Origin of the sequence: Tardiphaga sp. 862_B3_N4_1, assembly GCF_051811085.1 — a bacterium.
In the GTDB taxonomy this organism is placed as follows: Bacteria; Pseudomonadota; Alphaproteobacteria; order Rhizobiales; family Xanthobacteraceae; genus Tardiphaga; species Tardiphaga robiniae.
In genome coordinates this window covers 410,916-433,364 of sequence record NZ_JBPWQB010000002.1, presented here as the reverse complement: position 1 = coordinate 433,364, position 22,449 = coordinate 410,916, and the positions used below count along the sequence as shown (strand labels likewise).

21 protein-coding genes and 2 tRNA genes are annotated in these 22,449 nt (G+C 60.8%); 21 read left to right on the top strand and 2 right to left on the bottom strand.

All coding sequences use genetic code 11. The features are described from left to right. The first annotated feature begins 83 nt into the window (after positions 1-83). Complete coding sequence (locus AB8B02_RS19290) at positions 84-599, top strand: Lrp/AsnC family transcriptional regulator (RefSeq protein WP_089266090.1); 516 nt, start codon at positions 84-86, stop codon at positions 597-599. A gap of 430 nt (positions 600-1,029) precedes the next feature. Here AB8B02_RS19290 and AB8B02_RS19285 read toward each other — a convergent pair. Beyond that, a tRNA-Thr gene (locus tag AB8B02_RS19285) sits at positions 1,030-1,104 on the bottom strand. A gap of 336 nt (positions 1,105-1,440) precedes the next feature. Here AB8B02_RS19285 and AB8B02_RS19280 point away from each other — a divergent pair. From AB8B02_RS19280 to AB8B02_RS19260, 5 genes are all read left to right on the top strand, one after another. Further along, positions 1,441-1,653 carry a hypothetical protein gene (locus AB8B02_RS19280; protein ID WP_439064895.1) on the top strand — a complete coding sequence of 71 codons (213 nt, stop codon included), beginning with the start codon at positions 1,441-1,443 and terminating at the stop codon, positions 1,651-1,653. A gap of 35 nt (positions 1,654-1,688) precedes the next feature. Next, entirely contained in the window at positions 1,689-3,398 is a 1,710-nt protein-coding gene (locus tag AB8B02_RS19275) for an FAD-dependent oxidoreductase (RefSeq protein WP_439064894.1), read from the top strand. A 20-nt stretch (positions 3,399-3,418) separates the two neighbouring features. Next, complete coding sequence (locus AB8B02_RS19270) at positions 3,419-3,727, top strand: UBP-type zinc finger domain-containing protein (protein WP_092145281.1); 309 nt, start codon at positions 3,419-3,421, stop codon at positions 3,725-3,727. 41 nt (positions 3,728-3,768) lie between these two features. Beyond that, positions 3,769-4,692: an alpha/beta fold hydrolase gene (locus tag AB8B02_RS19265; RefSeq protein WP_439064893.1), complete on the top strand. Its 924-nt coding sequence runs from the start codon at positions 3,769-3,771 to the stop codon at positions 4,690-4,692. Positions 4,693-4,841: 149 nt separating this feature from the next. Beyond that, on the top strand, positions 4,842-5,348 hold the full coding sequence (locus AB8B02_RS19260) for a hypothetical protein (RefSeq protein ID WP_093756961.1): 507 nt from the start codon (positions 4,842-4,844) through the stop codon (positions 5,346-5,348). A gap of 31 nt (positions 5,349-5,379) precedes the next feature. Here the strand turns inward: AB8B02_RS19260 and AB8B02_RS19255 are convergent, their stop codons facing one another. Next, positions 5,380-6,051 (bottom strand): TetR/AcrR family transcriptional regulator, encoded by a 672-nt coding sequence (locus tag AB8B02_RS19255; RefSeq protein ID WP_244628296.1) that lies wholly within the window; start codon positions 6,049-6,051, stop codon positions 5,380-5,382. A gap of 101 nt (positions 6,052-6,152) precedes the next feature. Between AB8B02_RS19255 and AB8B02_RS19250 the strand changes: the two genes are divergently transcribed. The 15 genes from AB8B02_RS19250 (at position 6,153) to AB8B02_RS19180 (ending at position 22,399) form a co-directional block, all read left to right on the top strand. Continuing rightward, the gene (locus tag AB8B02_RS19250) at positions 6,153-7,088 is read left to right on the top strand and encodes an SDR family oxidoreductase (RefSeq protein WP_089266097.1); all 936 of its coding nucleotides are present in this window, start codon (positions 6,153-6,155) and stop codon (positions 7,086-7,088) included. Positions 7,089-7,130: 42 nt separating this feature from the next. Next, entirely contained in the window at positions 7,131-7,796 is a 666-nt protein-coding gene (locus tag AB8B02_RS19245; RefSeq protein ID WP_439064892.1) for an epimerase, read from the top strand. 126 nt (positions 7,797-7,922) lie between these two features. Further along, positions 7,923-9,212, top strand: a complete 1,290-nt coding sequence (gene murA / locus AB8B02_RS19240) for a UDP-N-acetylglucosamine 1-carboxyvinyltransferase (RefSeq protein WP_439064891.1) — start codon at positions 7,923-7,925, stop codon at positions 9,210-9,212. 19 nt (positions 9,213-9,231) lie between these two features. After that, positions 9,232-9,678, top strand: coding sequence for a DUF2948 family protein (locus AB8B02_RS19235; RefSeq protein WP_439064890.1), 447 nt, complete (start codon positions 9,232-9,234; stop codon positions 9,676-9,678). A gap of 103 nt (positions 9,679-9,781) precedes the next feature. Beyond that, positions 9,782-11,077, top strand: a complete 1,296-nt coding sequence (gene hisD, locus AB8B02_RS19230; protein ID WP_439064889.1) for a histidinol dehydrogenase — start codon at positions 9,782-9,784, stop codon at positions 11,075-11,077. After that, positions 11,074-11,571: a UPF0262 family protein gene (locus tag AB8B02_RS19225; RefSeq protein ID WP_089266102.1), complete on the top strand. Its 498-nt coding sequence runs from the start codon at positions 11,074-11,076 to the stop codon at positions 11,569-11,571. The genes hisD and AB8B02_RS19225 overlap by 4 nt, the downstream gene beginning before the upstream one ends. Before the next feature lie 6 nt (positions 11,572-11,577). After that, positions 11,578-12,045: an arsenate-mycothiol transferase ArsC gene (locus tag AB8B02_RS19220; RefSeq protein ID WP_068734774.1), complete on the top strand. Its 468-nt coding sequence runs from the start codon at positions 11,578-11,580 to the stop codon at positions 12,043-12,045. A 74-nt stretch (positions 12,046-12,119) separates the two neighbouring features. Continuing rightward, positions 12,120-12,743 (top strand): Maf-like protein, encoded by a 624-nt coding sequence (locus tag AB8B02_RS19215; RefSeq protein WP_184511824.1) that lies wholly within the window; start codon positions 12,120-12,122, stop codon positions 12,741-12,743. Further along, a complete protein-coding gene (gene yacG, locus AB8B02_RS19210; protein ID WP_175366280.1) occupies positions 12,733-12,909 on the top strand; it encodes a DNA gyrase inhibitor YacG in 177 nt (58 codons plus the stop codon). Before AB8B02_RS19215 ends, yacG begins: the two co-directional genes overlap by 11 nt. Before the next feature lie 158 nt (positions 12,910-13,067). Continuing rightward, positions 13,068-13,143, top strand: a tRNA-Phe gene (locus AB8B02_RS19205). 86 nt (positions 13,144-13,229) lie between these two features. Next, positions 13,230-14,774, top strand: a complete 1,545-nt coding sequence (locus AB8B02_RS19200) for a DUF6538 domain-containing protein (RefSeq protein ID WP_439064888.1) — start codon at positions 13,230-13,232, stop codon at positions 14,772-14,774. 343 nt (positions 14,775-15,117) lie between these two features. Then, positions 15,118-16,518 carry a DUF2130 domain-containing protein gene (locus AB8B02_RS19195; protein ID WP_439064887.1) on the top strand — a complete coding sequence of 467 codons (1,401 nt, stop codon included), beginning with the start codon at positions 15,118-15,120 and terminating at the stop codon, positions 16,516-16,518. Between the two features lie 1,310 nt (positions 16,519-17,828). Beyond that, the gene (locus AB8B02_RS19190; RefSeq protein WP_439064886.1) at positions 17,829-19,076 is read left to right on the top strand and encodes an efflux RND transporter periplasmic adaptor subunit; all 1,248 of its coding nucleotides are present in this window, start codon (positions 17,829-17,831) and stop codon (positions 19,074-19,076) included. A 34-nt stretch (positions 19,077-19,110) separates the two neighbouring features. Further along, on the top strand, positions 19,111-22,281 hold the full coding sequence (locus AB8B02_RS19185) for an efflux RND transporter permease subunit (RefSeq protein ID WP_439064885.1): 3,171 nt from the start codon (positions 19,111-19,113) through the stop codon (positions 22,279-22,281). Next, on the top strand, positions 22,229-22,399 hold the full coding sequence (locus AB8B02_RS19180; protein ID WP_439065898.1) for a COX aromatic rich motif-containing protein: 171 nt from the start codon (positions 22,229-22,231) through the stop codon (positions 22,397-22,399). Before AB8B02_RS19185 ends, AB8B02_RS19180 begins: the two co-directional genes overlap by 53 nt. Positions 22,400-22,449 lie beyond the last annotated feature (50 nt).

Sequence of the window (22,449 nt, the reverse complement as noted above, 5' to 3'; positions counted from 1 at the left end):
CTTTCAAATCTCGCAATAGCATTGCGTCACGATGGCAATGAACGGCAGAAATATTCTGCGTACACCCTTCATCGGAGGTCACAATGCTCGACGAGCTCGACCGCAAAATTCTCGCGGCACTCCAGGTAGACAGCAGCCTTTCCATGCAGGACCTGGCTGATCGCGTTGGCCTGAGTTCCACGCCGTGTTGGCGTCGCATCCAGAAGCTCGAAAGCTCTGGCTACATCAAGCGACGCGTTGCACTTCTCGATGCAGATAAGCTGAATTTGGGTGTCAGCGTTTTCATCGCCGTGCGAACGAACCAGCATAACGCGGAGTGGGTTCAGCGTTTCCGGAAAATCGTCGTCAGCTTCCCCGAGGTGGTCGATTTCTATCGCCTGAGCGGCGACGTGGACTATCTGATCCGGGCTGTGGTCTCGGACATCCGGGCCTACGACGATCTTTATCAGCGGCTGATCGCCAAGATTGATCTGCATGATGTGTCGTCGATGTTCACCATGGAGCAGATCAAGTCGACGACCGAATTGCCGCTCATGAATGCTTTGGTGAAGCAGGGGCGGGGCGATATATCTTCGGCGGCGCATTCCCTGTCGCATTGAGAGGCCGCGGCTCCGAAGCTGCCGCATGGAGTGTAATCGTTCGTGTGCTGCGGGCAGCACCGTTCCACGATTTCCGGCTAGAGCGGTACGTGCCGGCCGATCGCATCTGCGTCTTCTACGGTTCGACGAGGGTCGGCAGAGGCATTATGTGGGCCAAACGAAAAACCCGCCGGTTAGGGCGGGCTTCGGCGGTCGTCTCGATTTTGGTCCATCATTCAAAGCCACAAGTGTACTGCCCCCGCGAAGGGGGTCTGTTTCAAGCTCGTTTGAGTCCGGTGATAGGGCTGCTTATGCCGGATGATTGGAACAGGCAGGGAACAGAGCCCCGGATAGTCCCGTATTGAACCGCGATTGGCGTTCTGTTCTGCCGCGAGATGCCTGATTGTCAGGTGCCTCGGTCGGGAGAACTTATTGATTTAACAGGGAAAAATGGTGCTGCCAGACAGGATTGAACTGTCGACCTCTCCATTACCAATGGAGTGCTCTACCACTGAGCTACGGCAGCATGCTGGGTGCAGGAATCAGCCTCGAGGGCGCCTACCAAGCGGGGCGATCCTTGCCACAAGGTCACGGGCGGCGCAAGCGCGGGTGGCACTTAGAATGCATCATTATAACAGGGGTGTGGTCGGCCTGTTGCGGTTGCAGCCGCCTTGCGCTTCGCCATTGGCGAGTCGATCCGGTTCCCCATGGCCTCGATAACCGCCGGCAGAGCCTTCATTGGCCGGATCATCATCTCGAAGTCGATCATCTCGCCTGACGCGTTGAAGGCGGTTATGTATGGGGTCACAGGATCCAATCGGGCGCATCTGTGTGCACGCCATTCGATCGACCATAACTGCCCATGACCGGTAAGCCGAGCAAACCCGCCAAGGAAAGTGCAACTGCCCGTCAGGACAGGCTGCGCCAGGCGCTGCGTGAAAATCTCAAGCGCCGGAAGGTGCAAATGCGCGGGCGCGCCAGTCAGGCCAGCGATGCCGTCGCAGTCGAGGCGTCATCGGATGACGATAAGACACAGGACTTCTGTTCAAGACCCGTCGATCCCGATCGAGATTGATGGCACCTGTCCGCCGCGTGAGCATGCGAGTTTAAATGTCATCAGAATCCCAGGCATCATCCAGCGCCGAGCTGCCGGCCTACGCGCCGCGGGCGGCGCTGCCGCGTCACGATCAGACTTTTCCCGTGCTGACGGCGGCGGAGATCGAGCGGATGCGCCGCTTCGGTGAGATCCGGCATTACAAGGATGGCGATTGCCTGTTCGAGACCGGCAAGCCCGGTCCCGGCATGTTCGTGGTGTTGTCCGGACATGTGGCGATCACCCAGCGCGACGGCTTCGGCCGCATCACGCCGGTGGCCGATCAGTGCACCGGACAGTTCGTGGCCGAGATCGCGCAACTGTCGGGCCGCGTCGCGCTGGTTGACGGTCATGCTGAAGGCGATATCGAGACACTGCTGATTCCGCCGGAACGGCTGCGCGCGCTGTTGATCGCGGAAGCGGATCTGGGCGAGCGCATCATGCGTGCGCTGATCCTGCGTCGGGTGAACCTCCTGCAGGGCAGCGCTGGCGGTCCGGCTTTCATCGGCACGGCCAATTCCAGCGATGTCATTCGCCTGCAGGGCTTCCTCTCCCGCAACGGCTATCCGCATCATCTGCTCGACCCCGCAACGGACAAGGACGCCGCCGATCTGATCGCGCGCTATACGCCGTCGCCGGAGGATCTGCCGCTGGTGGTGGTGGCCGACGGCACGGTGCTGCGCAATCCGTCCTTCTCCGAACTCGCCCGCGCGATGGGCATGATCAGCCATATCGCCAAGGGCAAGACCTATGACGTCGCCATCGTCGGCAGCGGACCTGCGGGCTTGTCCACCGCGGTGTATGGCGCGTCGGAAGGCCTGTCGGTTGCGGTGTGCGATGCCAAGTCATTCGGCGGCCAGGCCGGCGCCAGCGCGCGGATCGAGAACTATCTCGGTTTCCCGACTGGCATCTCCGGGATGGCACTCACGGCGCGTGCCTTCAACCAGGCGCAGAAGTTCGGCGCCGATATCATGATCCCGGCGGCCGTGAAGTCGCTGGACTGTTCACGCAAGGACGGACTGTTCGCTCTTGAACTCGACGATGGCGATGTCATGCGTGCCAAGGCCATCGTGGTGGCATCGGGCGCACGCTATCGCCGGCCGGACATCGAGCGGCTCGCCGATTTCGAAGGTCGCGGCGTCTGGTACTGGGCATCTCCGATCGAGGCCCGACTCTGCAGGGAGCAGGAAATCTACCTGGTCGGCGGTGGCAATTCGGCAGGTCAGGCGGCGGTGTTTCTCGCGAGCCAGGCCAACAAGGTGCATATGGTGATCCGCGGCGGCGGCCTCGGCGCCAGCATGTCGCGCTATCTGATCGAGCGCATCGAGGCGACACCGAATATCGAGCTGGCCTTCAACACCGAAGTCGTGGCGCTGGAGGGGACGCAGGAGGCGGGGCTCGAACGGATCTGTACCCGTAGTCGGCTGTCCGGCGAGGAGTCCTGCGCTGACATCCGTAATCTGTTCCTGTTCGTCGGCGCCGATCCCGCCACCGAGTGGCTGGCGGACTGCGGCGTCACGCTCGATCGTCATGGCTTCATCATCACCGGCATTCCCGCCAATGGCCGCAGCGTGCAGGCGCTGGAGACGTCGGTGTCCGGTGTCTTTGCGGTCGGTGATGTGCGCTCGGGTTCGGTGAAGCGTGTCGGCGGCGCGATCGGCGAGGGCGCCCAGGTGGTGGCGGCGCTGCATGGTTTTCTCGGCGATACGGCCACGCCAACCCTTTGAGCTCATAACGGGAGATCATCATGCCGAAAGGCTGCACGCATATTTCCGGCATTCGCGATGTGACACCCAGCGCACTTGGTTGCGAGGAATGCCTGAAAACGGGCAGTATGTGGGTGCACTTGCGGATCTGCCGGACCTGCGGTCACGTCGGCTGCTGCGACGACTCCCCGAACAAGCACGCGACCAAGCATTTCCACGCCACGAAGCATCCGATTATCGAAGGCTACGATCCACCCGAAGGCTGGGGCTGGTGCTATGTCGATGAAGTCATGTTCGATTTGTCGGATCGAAAGACTCCGCACAACGGGCCGATTCCGCGCTACTACTGAGACAATCGTCCCGACGCGGGCGACGTTTCAGTGGGGACTTCATGCACATTTTTACGATCGGACGCCGGGCTTTGTTGGGTGTGCTGCTGGCCGTCCTGGCAGCGCCGTTTCTCCCCGTATCCGCTTCAGCGCAAGCTCCGCAAAGCCGCTTCGCCACCATCAACGGCGTCAAGCTGCATTATCTCATTGCGGGCAAGGGCGATCCGATCGTGCTGCTGCATGGCTATGCCGAGACTAGCCATATGTGGCGCCCGTTGATCGCAAAACTTGCAGCCAGTCATACGGTGATCGCACCGGATCTGCGTGGCTTCGGCGATTCCGACGCGCCGGCCGATGGCTACACCAAGGTGGCGATGGCCCGCGATATCCATGCGCTGGTGGTCGGCCTGAAATATCCCAAGGTGAAAATTGTCGGCCACGACATCGGCCTGATGGTCGCCTATGCCTACGCTGCGCAATATCCGAGCGAAGTCGATCGTATCGCGTTGATGGATGCCTTTTTGCCTGGTGTTGGCGACTGGACGCATGTCTGGCTGTTGCGCGACCTCTGGCACTTCCATTTCTACGGCAAGACGCCGCTGGCGCTGGTCGCGGGCCGCGAGCGCATTTACCTTGAGCACTTCTGGAATGATTTCGCCGCGGACCCGAAGAAGTCGGTGCCGGAAAAGGACCGCGTGTTTTACGCCAAGGCCTATGCGAAGCCCGGCCATATGGCAGCCGGTTTCGAGGTCTTCCGCGCTTTTGAGAAAGATGCCGCCGAGTTTGCCGAACTTGCCAAGACCAAACTGCCAATGCCGATGCTGGTCCTCTCCGGTGAGAAGGCCGGTGGGTCCTTCCTGATCGAGCAGGGGCGCCTCGTCGCCAGCAATGTGGACGGTGTTATCGTCAAAGGCTCAGGCCATTGGCTGATGGAAGAAGCCCCCGATCAGGTGATCCCGAAACTGGTTGAGTTTCTCAACAAGTAGGATTTCGCGGCTCTATCGATCGAACGCAAATATCTTGAACGAAACGGCACCTTGCACGCAAATGTATATGATGAGTGTCAGCCAAAAATCATTGGCAAGTTCCCGTGTCGCACCCTAAGATTTGAGGGGTTCTAAAGCAGGGGTGCATCATGGTTTTGGGAATGAGCTTGGCAACGTTCACGTTGCTTCATGTGGTGGTCAGCCTGATCGGCATCGTCGCGGGCCTGGTCGCAATGGTCGGCCTGCTGAAATCAAAGTCGCTGCCCGGCTGGACCGGTCTGTTTCTGCTGACGACGATCCTGACCAGCGTGACCGGCTTCTTCTTCCCGGTCGAGAAATTGCTGCCGTCGCATGTCATCGGCATCATTTCGCTGGTGCTGCTGGCGATCGCCTGCCTGGCGCTCTATGGCCAGAAGCTGGCGGGGCGCTGGCGCTGGATTTATGTGCTGACTGCGATGATCTCGCTTTATCTCAACGTGTTCGTCCTGGTGATCCAGAGCTTCCTGAAGGTCCCGCCGCTTCATGCGCTGGCACCGAGCGTGCCGCCGAGTGAGCCGCCTTTTGCGATCGTTCAGGGCATCGTGCTGGTGTTCTTCGTCGTCACGACCTTCCTTGCGATCAGGAAGTTTCGCCCGATGCCCGGCGGCTTCGCCTGATCGCCGGGCGGCGATCTCCCGCCGATAGCCGCTAGGCTTTGCCTTTTCGGGCGGGCGATTCCCGGAGGATCGCCCGTATCTCGCCGAAGGTGCGCTTCACAAGCGCCTCGGGTCTTTCGCCTGCGTCCTGCGCCAGCCAGATCTCGCCGCCGATCCGCATCGCGCCTGTCGTGATCATGGCGACCAGCCGCGCCTGCAATTGCCCGGATTTGTCTTTGGCGCGGTTGCCGAGCGCGGCAGCGATGGCGCGCTCCATCTTTTCGTATTTCACGTGGTCGCGCGCGCGCAGCGCGGGATTGCCGTGCTTCAATCGCGCAATGGCGATCGCCTCGGAGCTCTCGAGCTGCTGTGCCATCGAGAGCAAAGCATTTTCCGCGGCCAGCAGCATCGGCTCGTCTGCGGGCCTTGCGGCGATCGCGGCCACAAGGAAATCCGTGCTGGCATCCTGCCACGCCAGCACGAGGTCTTCCTTCGACGCGAAATAATGGAAGAAGCTGCGGCGCGAGATCTCTGCGGCGGCCGCAATGTCGTCCAGCGTCGTTTCCTCGAAACCGCGCTTAAGAAACAGCTCCATCGCGACCTTGGTGAGCCGCTCTCGCGTCTGCTGGCGCTTCCTTTCGCGCAGGCCGGTCGGCGGCGCAGCAGGTGCCGCAACCGATTCCGCTTCTGTTTTCCTCGGCTTAGCCGGCATCCTGGCGGTCACAACAATCCTCGATCTGCACCTATTGCAAGTTTGCACTGAGTGCACATTTATGTCCGGCGGCCGCGCCGCGCAACGATTCTCGATCCTGGGGAGATATAAGCATGACGGACTGGAGCATCGACCATATTCCACCCATGACCGGCAAACTGGCCGTGGTGACCGGGGCGACAGGTGGCCTCGGCTTCGAGACGGCAATGGCGCTTGCGGGAGCTGGCGCCGAAGTGGTGCTGACCGGCCGTAGCGACACCAAGGGGAGCGCTGCGATCGAGCGCATCTGCGAGCGACATCCCGACGCGATCATCAGCTATGAGCACCTCGATCTTGCCAGCCTGGACTCGGTCGCTACTTTCGCACGCCGTTTCGATGCGATGTATGCGTCGCTTGATCTGCTGATTAATAATGCCGGCGTGATGGCGCTGCCGACGCGCCAGACCACCGCCGACGGCTTCGAGATGCAGCTCGGTACCAATTATCTCGGTCACTATGCGCTCACGGCGCGTCTGCTCCCGGTGCTTCGCCGCAACAAGGCGCCGCGTGTGGTCAATCTCAGCAGTCTTGCGCATCGTTCGGGCCTCATCGATTTCGACGATCTTCAGGGCGCGACATTCTACAAGCCGTGGAAAGCCTATCAGCAGTCGAAGCTCGCGATGCTGATCTTCGCGATCGAGTTGCAGCGGCGCAGCGATGCCGCAGGCTGGGGTCTGATGAGCAATGCCGCGCATCCCGGTTTCGCGCTCACCGATCTCATTCCGAACGGCCCCGGCAGCGGTGGCTTGATGGGGCTCGGAAGCCGGTTGCTGCGTCCGCTGAGCCATTCAGCCGCCGCCGGTGCCTTGCCGACATTGTTTGCAGCCACCTCACCCGATGCGAAGCCAGCTGGCTATTACGGCCCGAACGGCGTCTACGAAATGAAGGGGCCGCCGGCTCCCGCGAAGATCATGCCGCGAGCTCAGGATGCCGCCGTCGGCGCGCGGCTGTGGGAGGTCTCAGCTGCGCTCACCGGCATGTCGTTTGATCAGGTCGCAATTGCCGCCTGATTGCATCGCGCGATCGACTGTCAGTCATCCAAAGGAAGTCTCATGAAAGTCATTCTGTTCGGTGCGACCGGCATGGTCGGGCAAGGCGCGCTGCGCGAATGCCTGCTCGATCCCGATGTCGAGGCCGTGCTCGTGGTCGGCCGCAGTCCTACCGGGCAATGTGATGCCAAGTTGCGTGAGATCACGCATACGGATTTTTTCGATCTGTCGGCCATCGCGCCCGACTTGACGGGCTATGGCGCCTGCCTGTTCTGCCTTGGCGTCTCGTCGCTGGGCATGAGCGAGCCGGACTATCGTCGGATCACCTACGACATCACCCTCGCGGTGGCGAACACGCTGGCGCGGCTCAATCCTGGCATGACCTTCGTCTACGTGACCGGCCAGAGCACCGATAGCACCGAGCAGGGCAGCGTGATGTGGGCGCGGGTCAAGGGCAAAACCGAGAACGACTTGCTCAAGCTGCCGTTCAAGGCGGCCTATATGTTTCGCCCCGGTGGCATCCAGCCGCTGCACGGTGTGCGCTCGAAGACGGCGTGGGTTCAGGCGATCTACACCGCGACCGCGTCTCTCTGGGCGCTGCTGGTCCGGATCGCGCCAAAATACGTCACCACGACGGAGAAAGTCGGCCGCGCCATGATCCGGGTGGTTCGTAACGGTTATTCCAAGCCAATCCTGGAAACCCCGGATATCAATCAGGTCGGAGCGTAAACGGGCCGATTCGGCCCTTTTTTAGATTTGCTGCCGGCCTCATCGAAAAACCGCAAATTTCGACGCTTTTGCTTTAAAGAGGCCATCCGCCCTATAGTCGGGGCACAGCAATCAGCGGGAATCGGTATGGATCGCATTCGCATCGTCGGCGGCAGCAAACTCAATGGCACGATCCCGATTTCGGGCGCCAAAAACGCGGCGCTGCCATTGATGATCGCCGGTCTGCTGACCGACGAGACGCTGATTCTCGACAACGTGCCGCGTCTGGCCGACGTCGCGCAGTTGCAGCGCATTCTCGGCAATCACGGCGTGGACATCATGTCGGCCGGCAAGCGCCCGGGCGACCATGAATATCAGGGCCAGACCCTGCATATCTCCGCCGCCAACATCATCGACACGACAGCGCCCTACGAACTGGTCTCGAAGATGCGCGCGTCCTTCTGGGTGATCGCGCCGCTGCTGGCGCGTATGCACGAAGCCAAGGTGTCTCTGCCCGGCGGCTGCGCCATCGGCACCCGTCCGGTGGATCTCTTGATCATGGCGCTGGAGAAGCTCGGCGCAGAACTCACCATCGACGGCGGTTATGTCATTGCCAAGGCCCCCGGCGGCCTCAAGGGCGCCGAGATCGATTTCGCCAAGGTCACCGTGTCCGGCACCCATGTAGCGTTGATGGCTGCGACGCTGGCCAAGGGCACGACCGTCATCAACAATGCTGCGTGCGAGCCGGAAATCGTCGACGTCGCCGACTGCCTGAACAAGATGGGCGCGCGCATCTCCGGCGCCGGCACCCCGACGATCACGATCGAGGGCGTGGCCAAGCTGAATGGCACGCGCCACACCGTGCTGCCGGATCGCATCGAGACTGGTACCTATGCCATGGCCGTGGCCATGACCGGCGGCGATGTGCAACTTTCAGGCGCACGGCCTGAATTGCTACAGTCGGCGCTCGACGTACTGGTCGAGGCCGGCGCGACGGTGACGCCGAACAACGACGGCATCCGCATCTCGCGCAACGGCGCGGGTATCAAGCCGGTGAACGTGTCGACGGCACCATTCCCCGGCTTTCCGACCGATCTGCAGGCGCAACTGATGGCGCTGATGACGACAGCCACGGGCTCCTCGCGTATCACCGAAACGATCTTCGAAAACCGCTTCATGCATGTGCAGGAGCTGGCACGCTTCGGCGCGCGAATTCACCTCGACGGTGAAACCGCGACCATCGACGGTACGGCCAAGCTGCGCGGCGCGCCCGTGATGGCGACCGATCTGCGCGCCTCGGTCTCTCTGGTGATCGCCGGCCTCGTTGCGGAAGGCGAGACCATGGTCAACCGCATCTATCATCTCGATCGCGGCTTCGAGCGGCTCGAGGAAAAGCTGTCCGCCTGCGGCGCCACCATCGAGCGCATCAGCGGCTAGGTTCTCACATGAGGTCGTCGTGACGGGTCAACGCAAGCTGATTGCACTGGATGCCGACGACCTCGCGGTGATTTCCGCGCATGTTCAGGATGCGGCTGTCAATGTCGGCGACATTATCTGGCGGCAGAGCGAGAAGCGGCTCGTGGTCGGCATGAGCCGGCTCGACTGGGATCAGACGATTTCAGGGGAAGTCACGCCGCGCCGGCTGGTCTCGGCGCTGCGCTTCGACCGCGTGCTGGCCTGCAAGTCCCGCGATATCGATCTCGACACGCCCGACATCGCGCTGGAACTGTTCGGCATCGAATTCCATGCCGCCGAGCCTCCTGGCGGTAGCGTCGTCCTGATCTTCGCCGGTGGGGGCGCACTCCGGCTGGATGTCGAGTGTCTCGAGGTCGAACTGGCCGATCTCGGCCCGGACGATCTGACCAGCGATGCCGGCACCGAGGCCTCCGGTCTGGACGCCTGATCCGCTATTCATCCTTTCCATGGCAGCACAGGGTTGACGGCCCTTTGTCGCCGCGCCATTGAGCAGGGGGCCTTGGCCGGCAAGGCCCCGCCGGAACACCAGAATGCCAATTCGTATCGATACCGCCAGCGCCGATTTCACCCAGCGCTTCAATGCTTTCCTGACCATGAAGCGTGAAGTAGCGGCCGATATCGAGGCCGCCACCCGCGCCATTGTCGACGATGTCGCCGCCCGCGGCGACGATGCGCTGCTCGAAGCGACCCGCAAGTTCGACCGGTTGGACCTCAAGGCCTCCGGCCTGCGCGTGACCGCGGCCGAGGTCGATGCCGCCGTGGCGGCCTGCGATGCAGAGACAGTGGATGCCCTGACATTCGCCCGCGACCGCATCGAGCTGTTTCACAAGCGCCAGCTGCCCAAGGACGACCGCTTCACCGATGCGCTCGGGGTCGAGCTTGGCTGGCGCTGGAGCGCCATTGAAGCTGTCGGTCTCTATGTGCCCGGCGGCACCGCCGCCTATCCATCGTCGGTGCTGATGAATGCCGTGCCGGCCAGGGTCGCCGGCGTCGAGCGCGTGGTGATGGTGGTGCCGTCGCCGGACGGCAAGCTCAACCCGCTGGTGCTGGCCGCGGCGAAGCTCGGCGGTGTGTCCGAGATCTATCGCGTCGGTGGCGCGCAGGCCGTGGCCGCTTTGGCCTATGGCACCGCGAGCATCGCGCCGGTGGCCAAAATCGTCGGTCCCGGCAATGCCTATGTGGCCGCTGCCAAGCGCCAGGTGTTCGGCAAGGTCGGCATCGACATGATTGCCGGCCCCTCAGAAGTGCTGGTCATTGCCGACGATACCGCTAATGCCGACTGGATTGCCGCCGATCTGCTGGCGCAGGCGGAGCACGACGCCAATGCGCAGTCGATCCTGATCACCGACAGCGAGCGCCTTGCGGACGATGTTATCCTTGCCGTCGAGGCCCAGCTCACCACACTGCCGCGCGCCGAGATCGCGCGTGCGTCGTGGGAGAGTTTCGGCGCGGTCATTCTGGTCGATAAGCTCGATGACGCCGTGCCGCTCGCCAACGCCATCGCCGCCGAGCATCTCGAAATCATGACGGCCGATCCTGAGGCGTTCTCGCTCAAGATTCGCAATGCCGGCGCCATCTTCCTCGGCGGCCATACGCCGGAAGCGATCGGCGATTATGTCGGCGGCTCGAACCACGTGCTGCCGACCGCACGCTCGGCGCGGTTCTCGTCGGGTCTCGGCGTACTTGACTTCATGAAGCGAACATCGATCCTGAAGTGCGGGCCGGATCAGCTGCGGGCGCTGGGACCGGCTGCGATGACGCTGGGCAAGGCCGAAGGCCTCGATGCTCACGCACGTTCAGTCGGATTGCGCCTCAATTTGCGATGAGTAATGCCCCTCCACCAGAGGATGACAGCAACAACCGCATCGTCGCGGTGACGCTCGATGAGGAATCGATCGGCCGTTCCGGGCCGGATATCGAGCATGAGCGCGCGATCGCGATCTACGACCTGATCGAGCAGAATCTGTTCGCGCCGGAAGGCGCACACGTCGGCCCGTTTACGCTGCATATCGGCATTACCGGCAGCCGGCTGATGTTCGACATCCGCCGCGAGGACGGCACGCCAGTCGTCGCGCACCTTCTGTCGCTGGGGCCGTTCCGCCGCATTGTGAAGGACTACTTCATGATCTGCGACAGCTACTATCAGGCGATTCGCACCGCTACGCCCGACAAGATCGAGGCCATCGACATGGGCCGCCGCGGCATCCATGACGAAGGCTCGCGGACGCTGCAGGAACGATTGGCCGGCAAGGTGCGCGTCGATTTCGAAACGTCGCGCCGGCTTTTTACGTTGATCTCTGTCCTTCATTGGAAAGGCTAGTCGCTGATGGCCGCGCCGCCACGCGCGCGTACGCCGCAGGCGGTGTTGTTTGCCTGCGGCCAGAATAGCGTGCGCTCGCCGATGGCCGCCAGCCTGTTGCAGCAGATGTTTCCGCAGGCGCTGTATGTGAAATCCGCCGGGGTGAAGAAGGGCGAGCTCGATCCCTTCGCAGTGGCCGTGATGGCCGAACTCGGCCAGGACATCTCCAGACACAAGCCCATGACCTTCGAGGAGCTTGAGGACTGGGAAGGGCTCAATTTCGATCTCATCATTACGTTGTCGCCGGAGGCGCATCACAAGGCGCTGGACCTGACGCGCACCGATGCCGCCGAGGTTGAATACTGGCCGACGGTGGATCCCACGGGAACCGAAGGTAATCGCGACCAGAAACTGGCCGCCTATCGCGAGGTCTGCGATGGACTGCTGCTGCGGATCCGCAAGCGTTTCGCCAAAGGCGGTGCTGCCAGCGGTTAAATAACCGCACCGCGGTTGTCGAAGCAGAGCCCTTCCGATAGGTTCCGGCCGCATTTCCAGGATCATCGCCCCGCATGCTCGGCCGCCCCAAATTCGTTCTCGCCTCCGGTTCGCCCCGTCGTCTCAGCCTGCTCAATCAGGCCGGGATCGAACCCGATGCGCTGCGCCCCGCCGATGTCGACGAGACCCCGAAGCGGGGCGAGTTGCCGCGCGCCTGCGCCAATCGCCTGGCACGCGCCAAGGCGGAAGCGGCGCTCAAGTCAGTTCAGCTCGACGACGAACTCCGCGGCTCGTTCATTCTTGCAGCCGATACCGTGGTGGCCGTCGGTCGTCGCATCCTGCCCAAGGCGGAACTGGTCGATGAGGCTTCGCAGTGCCTGCGGTTGCTGTCGGGCCGCAACCACCGTGTCTATACGGCGGTCTGCATCGTCACCCCCAAGGAAAGCTTTCGGCAGCGGCTGATCGAGACCAAGGTGCGCTTCAAGCGCCTTAACGAAGAAGACATCTCGACCTATATCGGCTCTGGCGAATGGCGCGGCAAAGCCGGTGGCTACGCCGTGCAGGGCATTGCCGGTTCCTTCGTGGTCAAGATGGTCGGCTCCTACACCAATATTGTCGGCCTGCCGCTCTACGAGACCGTCACACTCCTCGGCGGCGAGGGCTTCCCGATCCGTTTCGGATGGTTGAATGCAAGCTAAGGCGTCCAAATCTGGCGAAAAGCCGTGCCCGATCTGCGGCAAGCCCGCGGTGGAGGCCTCCAAGCCGTTCTGCTCCGAGCGTTGCCGCGACGTCGATCTCAATCGCTGGCTGTCGGGTTCCTATGCGATTCCCGGCAAACCGACGGATGACGAGGACGCCGAATAGGCTTGACGGGCATTCGCGCTGTCCAAGCCGGTCCGAAGCGGTCATTTCCCATTGTTTTGACGGGAAAATCTTCGTTCACAGAAATGCCATCGGGCGGGTGGACAGGGCCGATTTGCCTGACTATAAACCGGCGCTCCCTGGACCTGATCCGGGGCGGCGCCCAGGTAGCTCAGTTGGTAGAGCATGCGACTGAAAATCGCAGTGTCGGTGGTTCGATCCCGCCCCTGGGCACCATAGGCTTCCTAAGCCTTTGTCCCTAAAGACAATTCAGTGAAAACAATGACTTGAGGGCTACCCGGTAATACACACGGGTGATACACATGCCCCTTCAAATGTCACGTCCTTGGAAGCACCCCAAAACGGGTATCTATTGGCTGCGAAAACGCGTTCCGGACGAGCTCATTAAGCTCGTGGGAAAGCGAGAGGAGCTTCGCACGCTCGGGACCAAGGATCCCGCGCTAGCGAAAGTGAAGCATTCCGCCGCCCTGGCTGAAATCGAGGCGAAATGGGCCAATCTCAGATCCGGCCAGAAGAGCCTGACTGAGCGTGAGGCGCATCATCTGGCCGCGGCATTCTACGACAGATGGTTACAGCGATACCTGGAAAATCCGAGCCAGCAGACTGATTGGCGCGTGGATCTAGGCCCGCGGCTTTTTCAGCCCAGCCCGATCTCGGCGAATTACGAGTTCCTCTACGACGCCGCTGCGATCGTCGTAGATAGGGATGAGCTACGGGTCCGAGAAATGGAGCGGTGGTGCCTGGAATGGGCCGATAGCTGCGCCTCAAATGTCGGCCTTCGACTGGCCGCAAGCGACAACAGGATATTGGCTCGCGCGATCGGAGCTGCGGTTCAGCGTGCCAGTGTCGCTTTGCAGCAGCTGTCGCAAGGCGTCGGCGCGGCGGCGCCTATCGCTGCGAGCAGCTCGCCTATCTTAGCTTCATTGCCCTCTCAGGAGCCATTCCCATTCAACGATCTGGTTGACGGCTGGGCTAAAGAGCGCCGTCCTGTTGAGAAGACGTTATATGAATGGTCACGCGTCGTGAAACAGCTGGTCGCGTTCTTAAAGCATGACAATGCTCGGGCCCTTACTGGCGACGACATGGTTCGCTGGAAAGAAGCTATGTTGACCGAGGGTCTTCGGCCCAAGACCATCCAGGATGCCAAACTCGCACCGGTTCGGGCGATCCTTCAATGGGGCGTCGCCAATAAGAAGCTGACCACGAATGTTGCGGATGGAATTTCGCTCGATACGCGAAGCAAGCAGAGTGAGAAGAAGCGAAGCTTCACTGATGAGGAGGCCAAGATTGTTCTGCTCGCCGCAACGGCGTCTTCGGATCCGGTGAAACGTTGGGTGCCCTGGATTGGGGCTTATTCCGGAGCTCGCGTATCTGAGATCTGCCAATTGCGTCGCGAGGACGTGGTCGAGATCGACGGCATCTGGTGCATGAAAATCATGCCGGAAGCTGGCTCGGTAAAGACGTCTGGATCTGAGCGTATTATTCCGGTGCATCCCGCACTGGAAGAGAGTGGGTTTTTGAAATTTGCACTTCAGAAAAAGACCGGGCCCATATTCTCCGAGCTGTCGCCAGATAAATTCGGAAAACGCGGCGGCAACGGGACAAAGGTTATTGGCCGCTTTGTTCGCCAGCTCGGTATTAGAGATCCTCGCATCTCTCCCAGCCATTCATGGCGCCACCGTATAAAGACGTTGGGGCGCCGCTACGGGCTTGCGAAGGATATTCTGGAAGCCATGACCGGCCACGGCTCGAAGTCAGTGGCTGACGCGTACGGAGAGTTTCCGGTCGAAGCATTGTATAGGGAGCTGTGTAAGTTACCTAAACTGAGCATCAGTGCTTCCGGATGATCGGCAGGCCACGAATTCGTCGGTCATAGGCACGCTCTTGTGCACACGGCACGGCGATGCGGCTAGCCGTGCGCGGGGGGGGGGCGGCAAATGTGGGCCCACCCGGGCGTTCATTGGGCAGACTCCCTCTCGATGTCAGTCAGCCCGCTCCGCAATGGCAGGGCATCGGGGGATGTTCAGTTGAAATTGCGTGTAAGCCTTGCGCAATGCTTGACCGTTCAAGTCGGCAAGTTCTATTTTTGTTCTCGTGATTCATGGCAAGCTGCGTTCACGCCATGTCGCCGGCGTTGGCAAGATCGGTGGCTTTTCGGATAACGGCGCCGCTTCGACAGGACCCGGAAAAATGAACGAGATCATCTGTCCCCACTGTGACAGGGCCTTCAAGGTCGACGAATCCGGCTATGCCGAGATTCTGAAACAGGTCCGCGACGCGGATTTCGAACTGCAATTACACGAACGCCTGGAATTGGCCGAGCGCGATAAGCAAAGCGCTGTGGAGCTGGCCAAGGCGAAGGTTAGCAACGATTTGCAGAAGACCGCGGCCGCCAAGGACGCCGAAATCCAAGAGCTGAAATCCAAGCTTGACGCGAGTGTCGTTACTCAGAAGCTTGCTGTAACTGAAGCCCTTGGTGCAGTGGAGAAAGAACGCGACACGCTTGCAAACGCGCTTGCGCAAGCCGAACGCGAGAAGAAAGCCGCCTCTGAGCTTGCTGAGGCGCTTTTAGCCGGCGAGCTGCACAAAGTCTCCGCTTCCAAGGAAGAAGAGATCCGAGAGCTGAAAGCCAAGCTCCATGCTGTCGAGCTAGAAAAAAAGCTCGCCGTGACCGAAGCTGTCGGCGCAGTCGAGAAAGAGCGGGACGAACTAAAGAACGGCATCAAGCAGGTGATGCTGGAGAAGCAGCTCGCCGAACAGTCCCTCAGGGACAAGTATGAAACGCAGATCAAGGATCGTGATGACGCGATCGAGCGTCTCAAGGATATGAAGGCGCGCCTCTCGACCAAGATGGTCGGGGAAACCCTTGAGCAGCACTGTGAGACCGAATTCAACCGAGTGCGCTCGATGGCCTTTCCGCGGGCCTACTTCGAGAAGGACAACGACGCGCGGTCCGGCAGCAAGGGCGATTACATCTTTCGCGATTCGGGCGATGCCGGCACCGAGATCATCTCAATCATGTTCGAGATGAAGAACGAGAGCGACAAAACCGCAACGAAGAGCAAGAACGAGGATTTCTTCAAGGAACTTGACCGGGATCGCGCGGAAAAGGGCTGCGAGTACGCCATCCTGGTCTCATTGCTCGAACCTGACAGCGAACTCTACAACGCTGGTATCGTCGACGTCTTTCACCGCTATCCGAAGATGTACGTTATCCGGCCGCAGTTCTTCCTGCCGATGATTACCCTTTTACGGAACGCCTCCCTGAACTCGTTGAAGTACAAGACGGAGCTGGCGCTCGTTAAGGCGCAGAATATCGACATCACACAGTTCGAAAATCAGTTGGAGACATTCAAGAACGGATTCGCCAGAAACTATGATCTCGCCTCCAAGAACTTCCAGACTGCAATCGCCGAGATTGATAAGTCCATCGATCATCTTCAGAAAACAAAAGACGCATTGATCGGTACAGACCGGAACCTGCGCCTTGCGAACGACAAGGCCCAGGACGTGACGATCAAGAAGCTGACCCGGGGCAATCCCACGATGGCGGCGAAATTTGCAGAGTTAAAAAGTGAGGCCGCCGAATGACCGAGGCAGATGCCTGAATCGCCTTGCAGGCTTCTAGACTATGTGTCGCTGAGCGGTGCCAGGTCCGTGGGGATATGACTATCCGGATAACCTGAAGGTCGACATCCGGACGCAGAAAAGTATGTCGCGGGATGCTGCGGTTATACAGTTTGCACTTCCCGAGTCGATCCGAGCCAAAATTCGCCCCGCTGTGGCCTGCCGAGCGACGTTTCTGGTCGCCGCCAAATAAAGATGACTTGAAGATCCAGGCCTTGCTGGAGGATCAAACAACCCCCGAGCCGCGCGGCGACCCACGCTGGATCAGGAAGTTTGGCCGATAGGTTGCCGAGCTTGCCTGGAGGGCACCGGGGGAACACTGTCTGCCGCCGTTCTTTTTGAAGAGCATCTCTTCAATCCGCCTTGTTCAACCGTATGTCGGCTTTCGAGGGGTGAATGACCTCGGTGCTTCGCAGACCTGCGCTTATTTAAAGACGCAACCGAGGGGCCGGCGACATTGCGTTGGCCGAACCCACGCAGCCATTCGTTTACGGCATAACGCGGACTTCACGAAGGTCCGAAAGCACAAGCGTTTCACTTGTATCCGCGTTGCACGAGGCAAGCATAATGCGATTTCAGAGGGCGGCACTACGCTCCCGCAGGAGAACATTGCTTGTTGGCGTCGCCGTCCTGTGTCTTGACATGGCGGTGAGCAATGAAAGTTTTGAGATTCATGCTATTTCGCAAGCCGCTTCGGTTTGGCGCCGCGATGTGCAAAGATCTCATCCGATGAGAGCTTGCACTATTTTGCCGCTGTGTGTCTCGCCAAATTCGGCAAATGATCCACGATAGTGCATCGGACCGTCGCCTCATCGGCCCCAGAGTGACGCGACCGAAGTTCAACTGCTCGATAAATGGGGCCGCATGTCTCCCGCAAGAGCGCCGACCCTCACGTCCGATCCCGCCGCTCTTGATGATCATCATGACCGGATTCGAGGTATCTCTGTCATGGACTTGTGCGACGCCGCGATCGATTGTCCTTACGATATCGCACGCCACGCGGCCAGTTAGATAGCGATCAACCTGCCGCGTCCGATCGCCTCTGCTCGAGACGATCGAAGCACCCTTTCCACTTAACATCACGGAATTGATGTCCCTCGTAAATAAAATCGCAAATCCGCCGTCGACCTACGTTGAGAGCATGTCGGATACCCGAACCAGGCGGTCGTCTTGTGATGTGGGACGATCTGCAACTTCGGTCGAGGACGATACTGCGATCGAGTGCGGCGGACGTTCGATCCTTTCACCTCTTCGAAACTGAGCGATCAGATAAAATGAGCGCATTCACGAACGACCTCGAAACTGGCGTGCCCCTGCGTTCGCGTAACGGCCGCTTGATGTGGGGGGGAGTCATCGGGTTGGCGATGCTTGGAGTGCCGATCGCAGCCATGCTTCTGTCCCGCGACCCGCAAACCGCTGTAGCCGCTCCGCCACTGCCGGTGGTATCGGTTGCGCCGCCGCTTTCGCGCACGGTCAACGAATGGGACGCGTACGTCGGTCGCTTCGCGCCAAGCAAGAGCGTCGACGTGCGCCCGCGGGTCTCCGGACAGGTCATCGCGCTTCACTTCGCAGATGGAGCCATCGTAAAGCAGGGACAGCTGCTCTTCACTATCGATAAGCGCCCCTTCGAGGCGGCTCTCGGAGAAGCTCAAGCCATGCTGGAGAGCGCCAAAAGCGATCTGGCGCTGGCACGCACCGACGTCGCGCGCGCCGACCAGCTCAGCGATGCGGCGATCTCGAAGAGCGAAGTCGATCGGCGCCGCGCAAAGATGCAAGCCGCCGTGGCATCCGTCGCCGCAGCCGAGGCGCGCGTGCAGTCTCGAGCTCTGGACATGGAATTCACCGACGTGCGCGCCCCAATTGCAGGTCGCGCTTCGGACCGCCGCGTCGATCCCGGCAACCTAGTCATGGCGGGCGACGGGGCCAACAGCACGCTGCTCACGACCATCAACGCTCTCGATCCAATATACTTCAATTTCGATACGTCGGAAGCGATCTTCCTCAAAACGAAGCGCGCTCAACAATCGGGTGCCGAACCGTCCCGGGTCGAGGTCCGCCTTCAGGACGAAACGAACTATCGCTGGAGTGGTCAACTCGATTTCATCGATACCGGCCTAGATCCGCGTTCCGGCACCATCCGTACGCGCGCAGTGTTGATGAACCCGGACATGTTCCTGACGCCCGGAATGTTCGGCAACATGCGACTCGCCAACGGCACGGCGTCAACGGCGCTGCTCGTGCCCGACTTCGCGATACAGACCGATCAAGCTCGAAAAACGGTTTTGACCGTCGCGTCCGATGGCAAGGTGATCGCAAAACCGGTTCAGCTCGGGGCGGTGGTCGACGGGCTTCGTATCGTCAAGAGCGGTCTGAACGCAGACGACCTCGTCATCGTCGGCGGGATTATTTCAGCCGTGCCCGGAGCCAACGTCGCGACAAAGGCCGGAGAGATCGTGCCGGTCACGTCTTCGCCCAGGACACCAATGCTTGCTACGAGCGGCGAGGTCACGTTCGCCCGCTGAGCGGAGCGATCGCAGGCAATCAGGACTGTCACGCATGCATTTTTCCCGGTTCTTCATCACCCGGCCGATCTTCGCCGCGGTCATCGCCGTCGTGATCACTATCGCGGGCACCATCTCCTACTTCAAGCTGCCGGTCGCACAATATCCCGACATCATTCCACCCACGGTCGCGGTCTCAGCCACATATCCAGGCGCGTCGGCAGAGACGGTTGCCGAAACAGTCGCGTCGCCCCTCGAGCAGGAGATCAACGGCGTCGACAACATGCTCTACCAGACCAGTCAATCCACCGCCGACGGGAGGGTGGTGATATCGGTGGTGTTCAGAGTCGGGACCAATCTGGACGCCGCGCAGATGCTCGTGCAGAACAGGGTCGCGACCGCGGTACCGCGACTGCCGGAGACCGTCCAACGTCTGGGCGTAACCACGCGGAAGACGGCGCCGAGTGCCTTGATGGCGGTCAATCTGGTGTCTTCGGACGGTTCGCTCGATCAAAGCTACATCTCGAATTACGCGCTCACTCAGATCCGCGACCGGCTCAGCCGCATTGAGGGCGTCGGCGATGCCCGGATCTTCGGCAGCCGCGAGATCGCGATGCGCATTTGGATCGATCCCGGCAAGGCATCCGCATTAAACCTCACGGCCGGCGAAATCGTTGCGGCGCTCCGGGCGCAGAACGTCCAAGTGGCTTCGGGAGCCCTTGGTCAGCCGCCCACCGCCAACAACGATGCATTCCAATTGAACGTCCGTACACAAGGGCGCCTGACCGAACCGAGCCAGTTTGCCGACGTCATCGTCCGCACCGACGCCGACGGTCATCAGGTGCGGGTACGGGACATCGCGCGCGTCGAAATAGGGGCCGCGGACTACGGAACGAACGCCTATCTGTCCGGCGACGCTTCGGTCATGATCGGCATTTTCCAACGGCCAGGCACCAACGCGCTGGAGACCGGCTTGACCGTGGAACGAGAAATGGAAGAGGCCGCCAAGAAATTCCCTCGTGGTCTCGAATTTCGGATCATGTGGAATTCCACGAAATTCATAGCTCAGTCGACCGAAGCCGTACGCGATACGCTCTTCGAGGCGGCCGCGCTCGTCGTAATCGTGATCTTCGTATTCCTTCAGAACTGGCGCGCGGCGATCATTCCCGTTGTCGCGATCCCTGTTTCCCTGGTGGGTACGTTCGCCGCGATGGCGATCGTAGGATACAGCTTGAACAGCCTCTCGTTGTTCGGTCTCGTCCTGGCGATTGGTATCGTGGTCGACGATGCCATTGTCGTAGTCGAGAATGTCGAGCGCAACCTCGAACGAGGCTTGGCTCCGCTCGAGGCCGCGCGCGTGTCGATGGACGAAGTATCCGGGGCTTTGGTCGCCATCATGCTCGTTCTCTGTGCGGTCTTCGTCCCGACCTTCTTCCTCACCGGGCTATCCGGCGCCTTCTACAAGCAGTTCGCGCTCACGATTTCGGCCGCGACCGTCGTATCGCTGATCGTCTCGCTGACGTTATCTCCGGCGCTTGCCGCGCTCCTTCTCCGGCACGACCATTCGCCCCGTCCGCGCGGATGGGCCGGACGCGCGTTGCGGGCCGCGGGCGGCGCCTTCAATCGAGGTTTCGATCGCCTGAGCGACGGCTACGGGCGCCTCACCGCGCGCCTGATCGCCAACTGGAAGATCATGATGGTCGCGTACGGCGCGCTGATCGTGGCCACGGTCGCAGTTCTTTGGACGACGCCGACCGGCTTCGTGCCCGCGCAGGACCAGAGTTATCTCATCACGATCATCCAGCTTCCTCCAGGCGCATCGCTCGCCCGCTCAGACGCTGTCCTGCAGCAGGTTTCCAAACGCATCCTCTCGGTTCCGGGTGTGCGGGGCACAATCATGCTTGCGGGGTACAACGCCGCTTCGGATTCGAGCGCGCCCAATTCCGCAACGATTTTCGTACCCCTCAATCCATTTGATCAACGGAAGACGTTGGACCTGTCGGCGAACAGCGTTCTCGCTGAGGCCCGCAAGAGGGTCGCGGACATCGACGAAGCCAGGGTCTTGGTCATTCCGCCGCCTTTGATTGACGGCATCGGATCGGCCGGCGGCTATCGCATGATGGTTCAGGACAGGAGCGGGCAGGGCTATAAGGCGCTGGCGGTGCAGTCCGACAAGCTCATCGCTCACGCGAACGCGACGCCCGGCCTCGCGCAGGTGTTCACGTTCTTCAACACAGCCACGCCGAGAGTGTACGCGGACATCGATCGTCCGAAAGCGGACATGCTCGGAGTACCGCCCGAGCGCGTGTTCGAGACGCTGCAGGTGTATCTCGGTTCGACCTACGTCAACGACTTCAATCTGCTCGGCCGCACGTTCCAGGTCATCGCTCAAGCCGATCAATCGAGCCGCCGCACCGAGGCCGACATCGGCAATCTCAAGACAAGGTCGGCAAGCGGCACGATGGTCCCGATCGGTTCGGTTGCGACATTCAGGGACGAGACCGGGCCGTATCGCGTCGTTCGATACAACCTATTCCCGGCGGTGGAAGTCGATGGCGACACGGCGCCCGGCTACTCGACCGGACGTTCGCTCGCGACGATGGAAAAGCTCGCCGCCGAACAGCTACCTTCAGGTTACAGCTTCGAGTGGACGGCCATCGCCTTTCAACAACAGATCGCAGGAAATACCGCAAGTCTTGTGTTCGTGCTCGCCGTCGTACTCGTCTTCCTTGTTTTGGCGGCGCAGTACGAAAGCCTGACGATGCCTCTCGCGATCATTCTGATCGTACCAATGTGCATTCTCGCAGCGATGACCGGCGTGAACCTGCGGGGTATGGATAACAACGTCCTCACGCAGATTGGTCTCGTGGTGCTGATCGCCATGGCCGCGAAAAACGCCATCCTCGTGATCGAATTCGCCAAGCAAGCGGAAGAACGCGACGGACTCGGGCCGATCGATGCAGCCGTGCAAGCCTCTAAAACCCGCTTGCGGCCGATCCTGATGACCAGCTTCGCGTTTGTCCTGGGCGCCGTTCCGCTACTCGTAGCCCGGGGCGCAGGCGCCGAACTGCGCCAAGCTCTGGGGACAGCCGTCTTCTTCGGAATGATCGGCGTCACCGGCTTCGGTCTGATCTTTACGCCGATCTTCTACGTCGTTTGCCGTTCGTTCGGCGATCTGCTGTCACGACGGCGGAGCTCCGACGCGGTGGTGGTCCCGGCCGAGTAGTCAAAACAAGGCTGCGCCGGCTGTGCTCGACCGTGGTGCTTACCTCCATCTGGAACGTCCCAGCGAGAACGTTTCCGTAAAATACTTCGGCAAGTTCGACGAGGTCGGTATGCCTTGAGATCTGACCTTTGCGATGTAATACCATGCCGCCGAATGCCATTCGGCGTG

Bases quoted from the DNA above. Each gene is read 5' to 3' on its own strand.
- AB8B02_RS19290 (WP_089266090.1), top strand. From the start codon at position 84: ATGCTCGACGAGCTCGACCGCAAAATTCTCGCGGCACTCCAGGTAGAC.
- AB8B02_RS19280 (WP_439064895.1), top strand. From the start codon at position 1,441: ATGACCGGTAAGCCGAGCAAACCCGCCAAGGAAAGTGCAACTGCCCGT.
- AB8B02_RS19275 (WP_439064894.1), top strand. From the start codon at position 1,689: ATGTCATCAGAATCCCAGGCATCATCCAGCGCCGAGCTGCCGGCCTAC.
- AB8B02_RS19270 (WP_092145281.1), top strand. From the start codon at position 3,419: ATGCCGAAAGGCTGCACGCATATTTCCGGCATTCGCGATGTGACACCC.
- AB8B02_RS19265 (WP_439064893.1), top strand. From the start codon at position 3,769: ATGCACATTTTTACGATCGGACGCCGGGCTTTGTTGGGTGTGCTGCTG.
- AB8B02_RS19260 (WP_093756961.1), top strand. From the start codon at position 4,842: ATGGTTTTGGGAATGAGCTTGGCAACGTTCACGTTGCTTCATGTGGTG.
- AB8B02_RS19250 (WP_089266097.1), top strand. From the start codon at position 6,153: ATGACGGACTGGAGCATCGACCATATTCCACCCATGACCGGCAAACTG.
- AB8B02_RS19245 (WP_439064892.1), top strand. From the start codon at position 7,131: ATGAAAGTCATTCTGTTCGGTGCGACCGGCATGGTCGGGCAAGGCGCG.
- murA (WP_439064891.1), top strand. From the start codon at position 7,923: ATGGATCGCATTCGCATCGTCGGCGGCAGCAAACTCAATGGCACGATC.
- hisD (WP_439064889.1), top strand. From the start codon at position 9,782: ATGCCAATTCGTATCGATACCGCCAGCGCCGATTTCACCCAGCGCTTC.
- AB8B02_RS19225 (WP_089266102.1), top strand. From the start codon at position 11,074: ATGAGTAATGCCCCTCCACCAGAGGATGACAGCAACAACCGCATCGTC.
- AB8B02_RS19220 (WP_068734774.1), top strand. From the start codon at position 11,578: ATGGCCGCGCCGCCACGCGCGCGTACGCCGCAGGCGGTGTTGTTTGCC.
- AB8B02_RS19215 (WP_184511824.1), top strand. From the start codon at position 12,120: ATGCTCGGCCGCCCCAAATTCGTTCTCGCCTCCGGTTCGCCCCGTCGT.
- yacG (WP_175366280.1), top strand. From the start codon at position 12,733: ATGCAAGCTAAGGCGTCCAAATCTGGCGAAAAGCCGTGCCCGATCTGC.
- AB8B02_RS19200 (WP_439064888.1), top strand. From the start codon at position 13,230: ATGCCCCTTCAAATGTCACGTCCTTGGAAGCACCCCAAAACGGGTATC.
- AB8B02_RS19195 (WP_439064887.1), top strand. From the start codon at position 15,118: ATGAACGAGATCATCTGTCCCCACTGTGACAGGGCCTTCAAGGTCGAC.
- AB8B02_RS19190 (WP_439064886.1), top strand. From the start codon at position 17,829: ATGAGCGCATTCACGAACGACCTCGAAACTGGCGTGCCCCTGCGTTCG.
- AB8B02_RS19185 (WP_439064885.1), top strand. From the start codon at position 19,111: ATGCATTTTTCCCGGTTCTTCATCACCCGGCCGATCTTCGCCGCGGTC.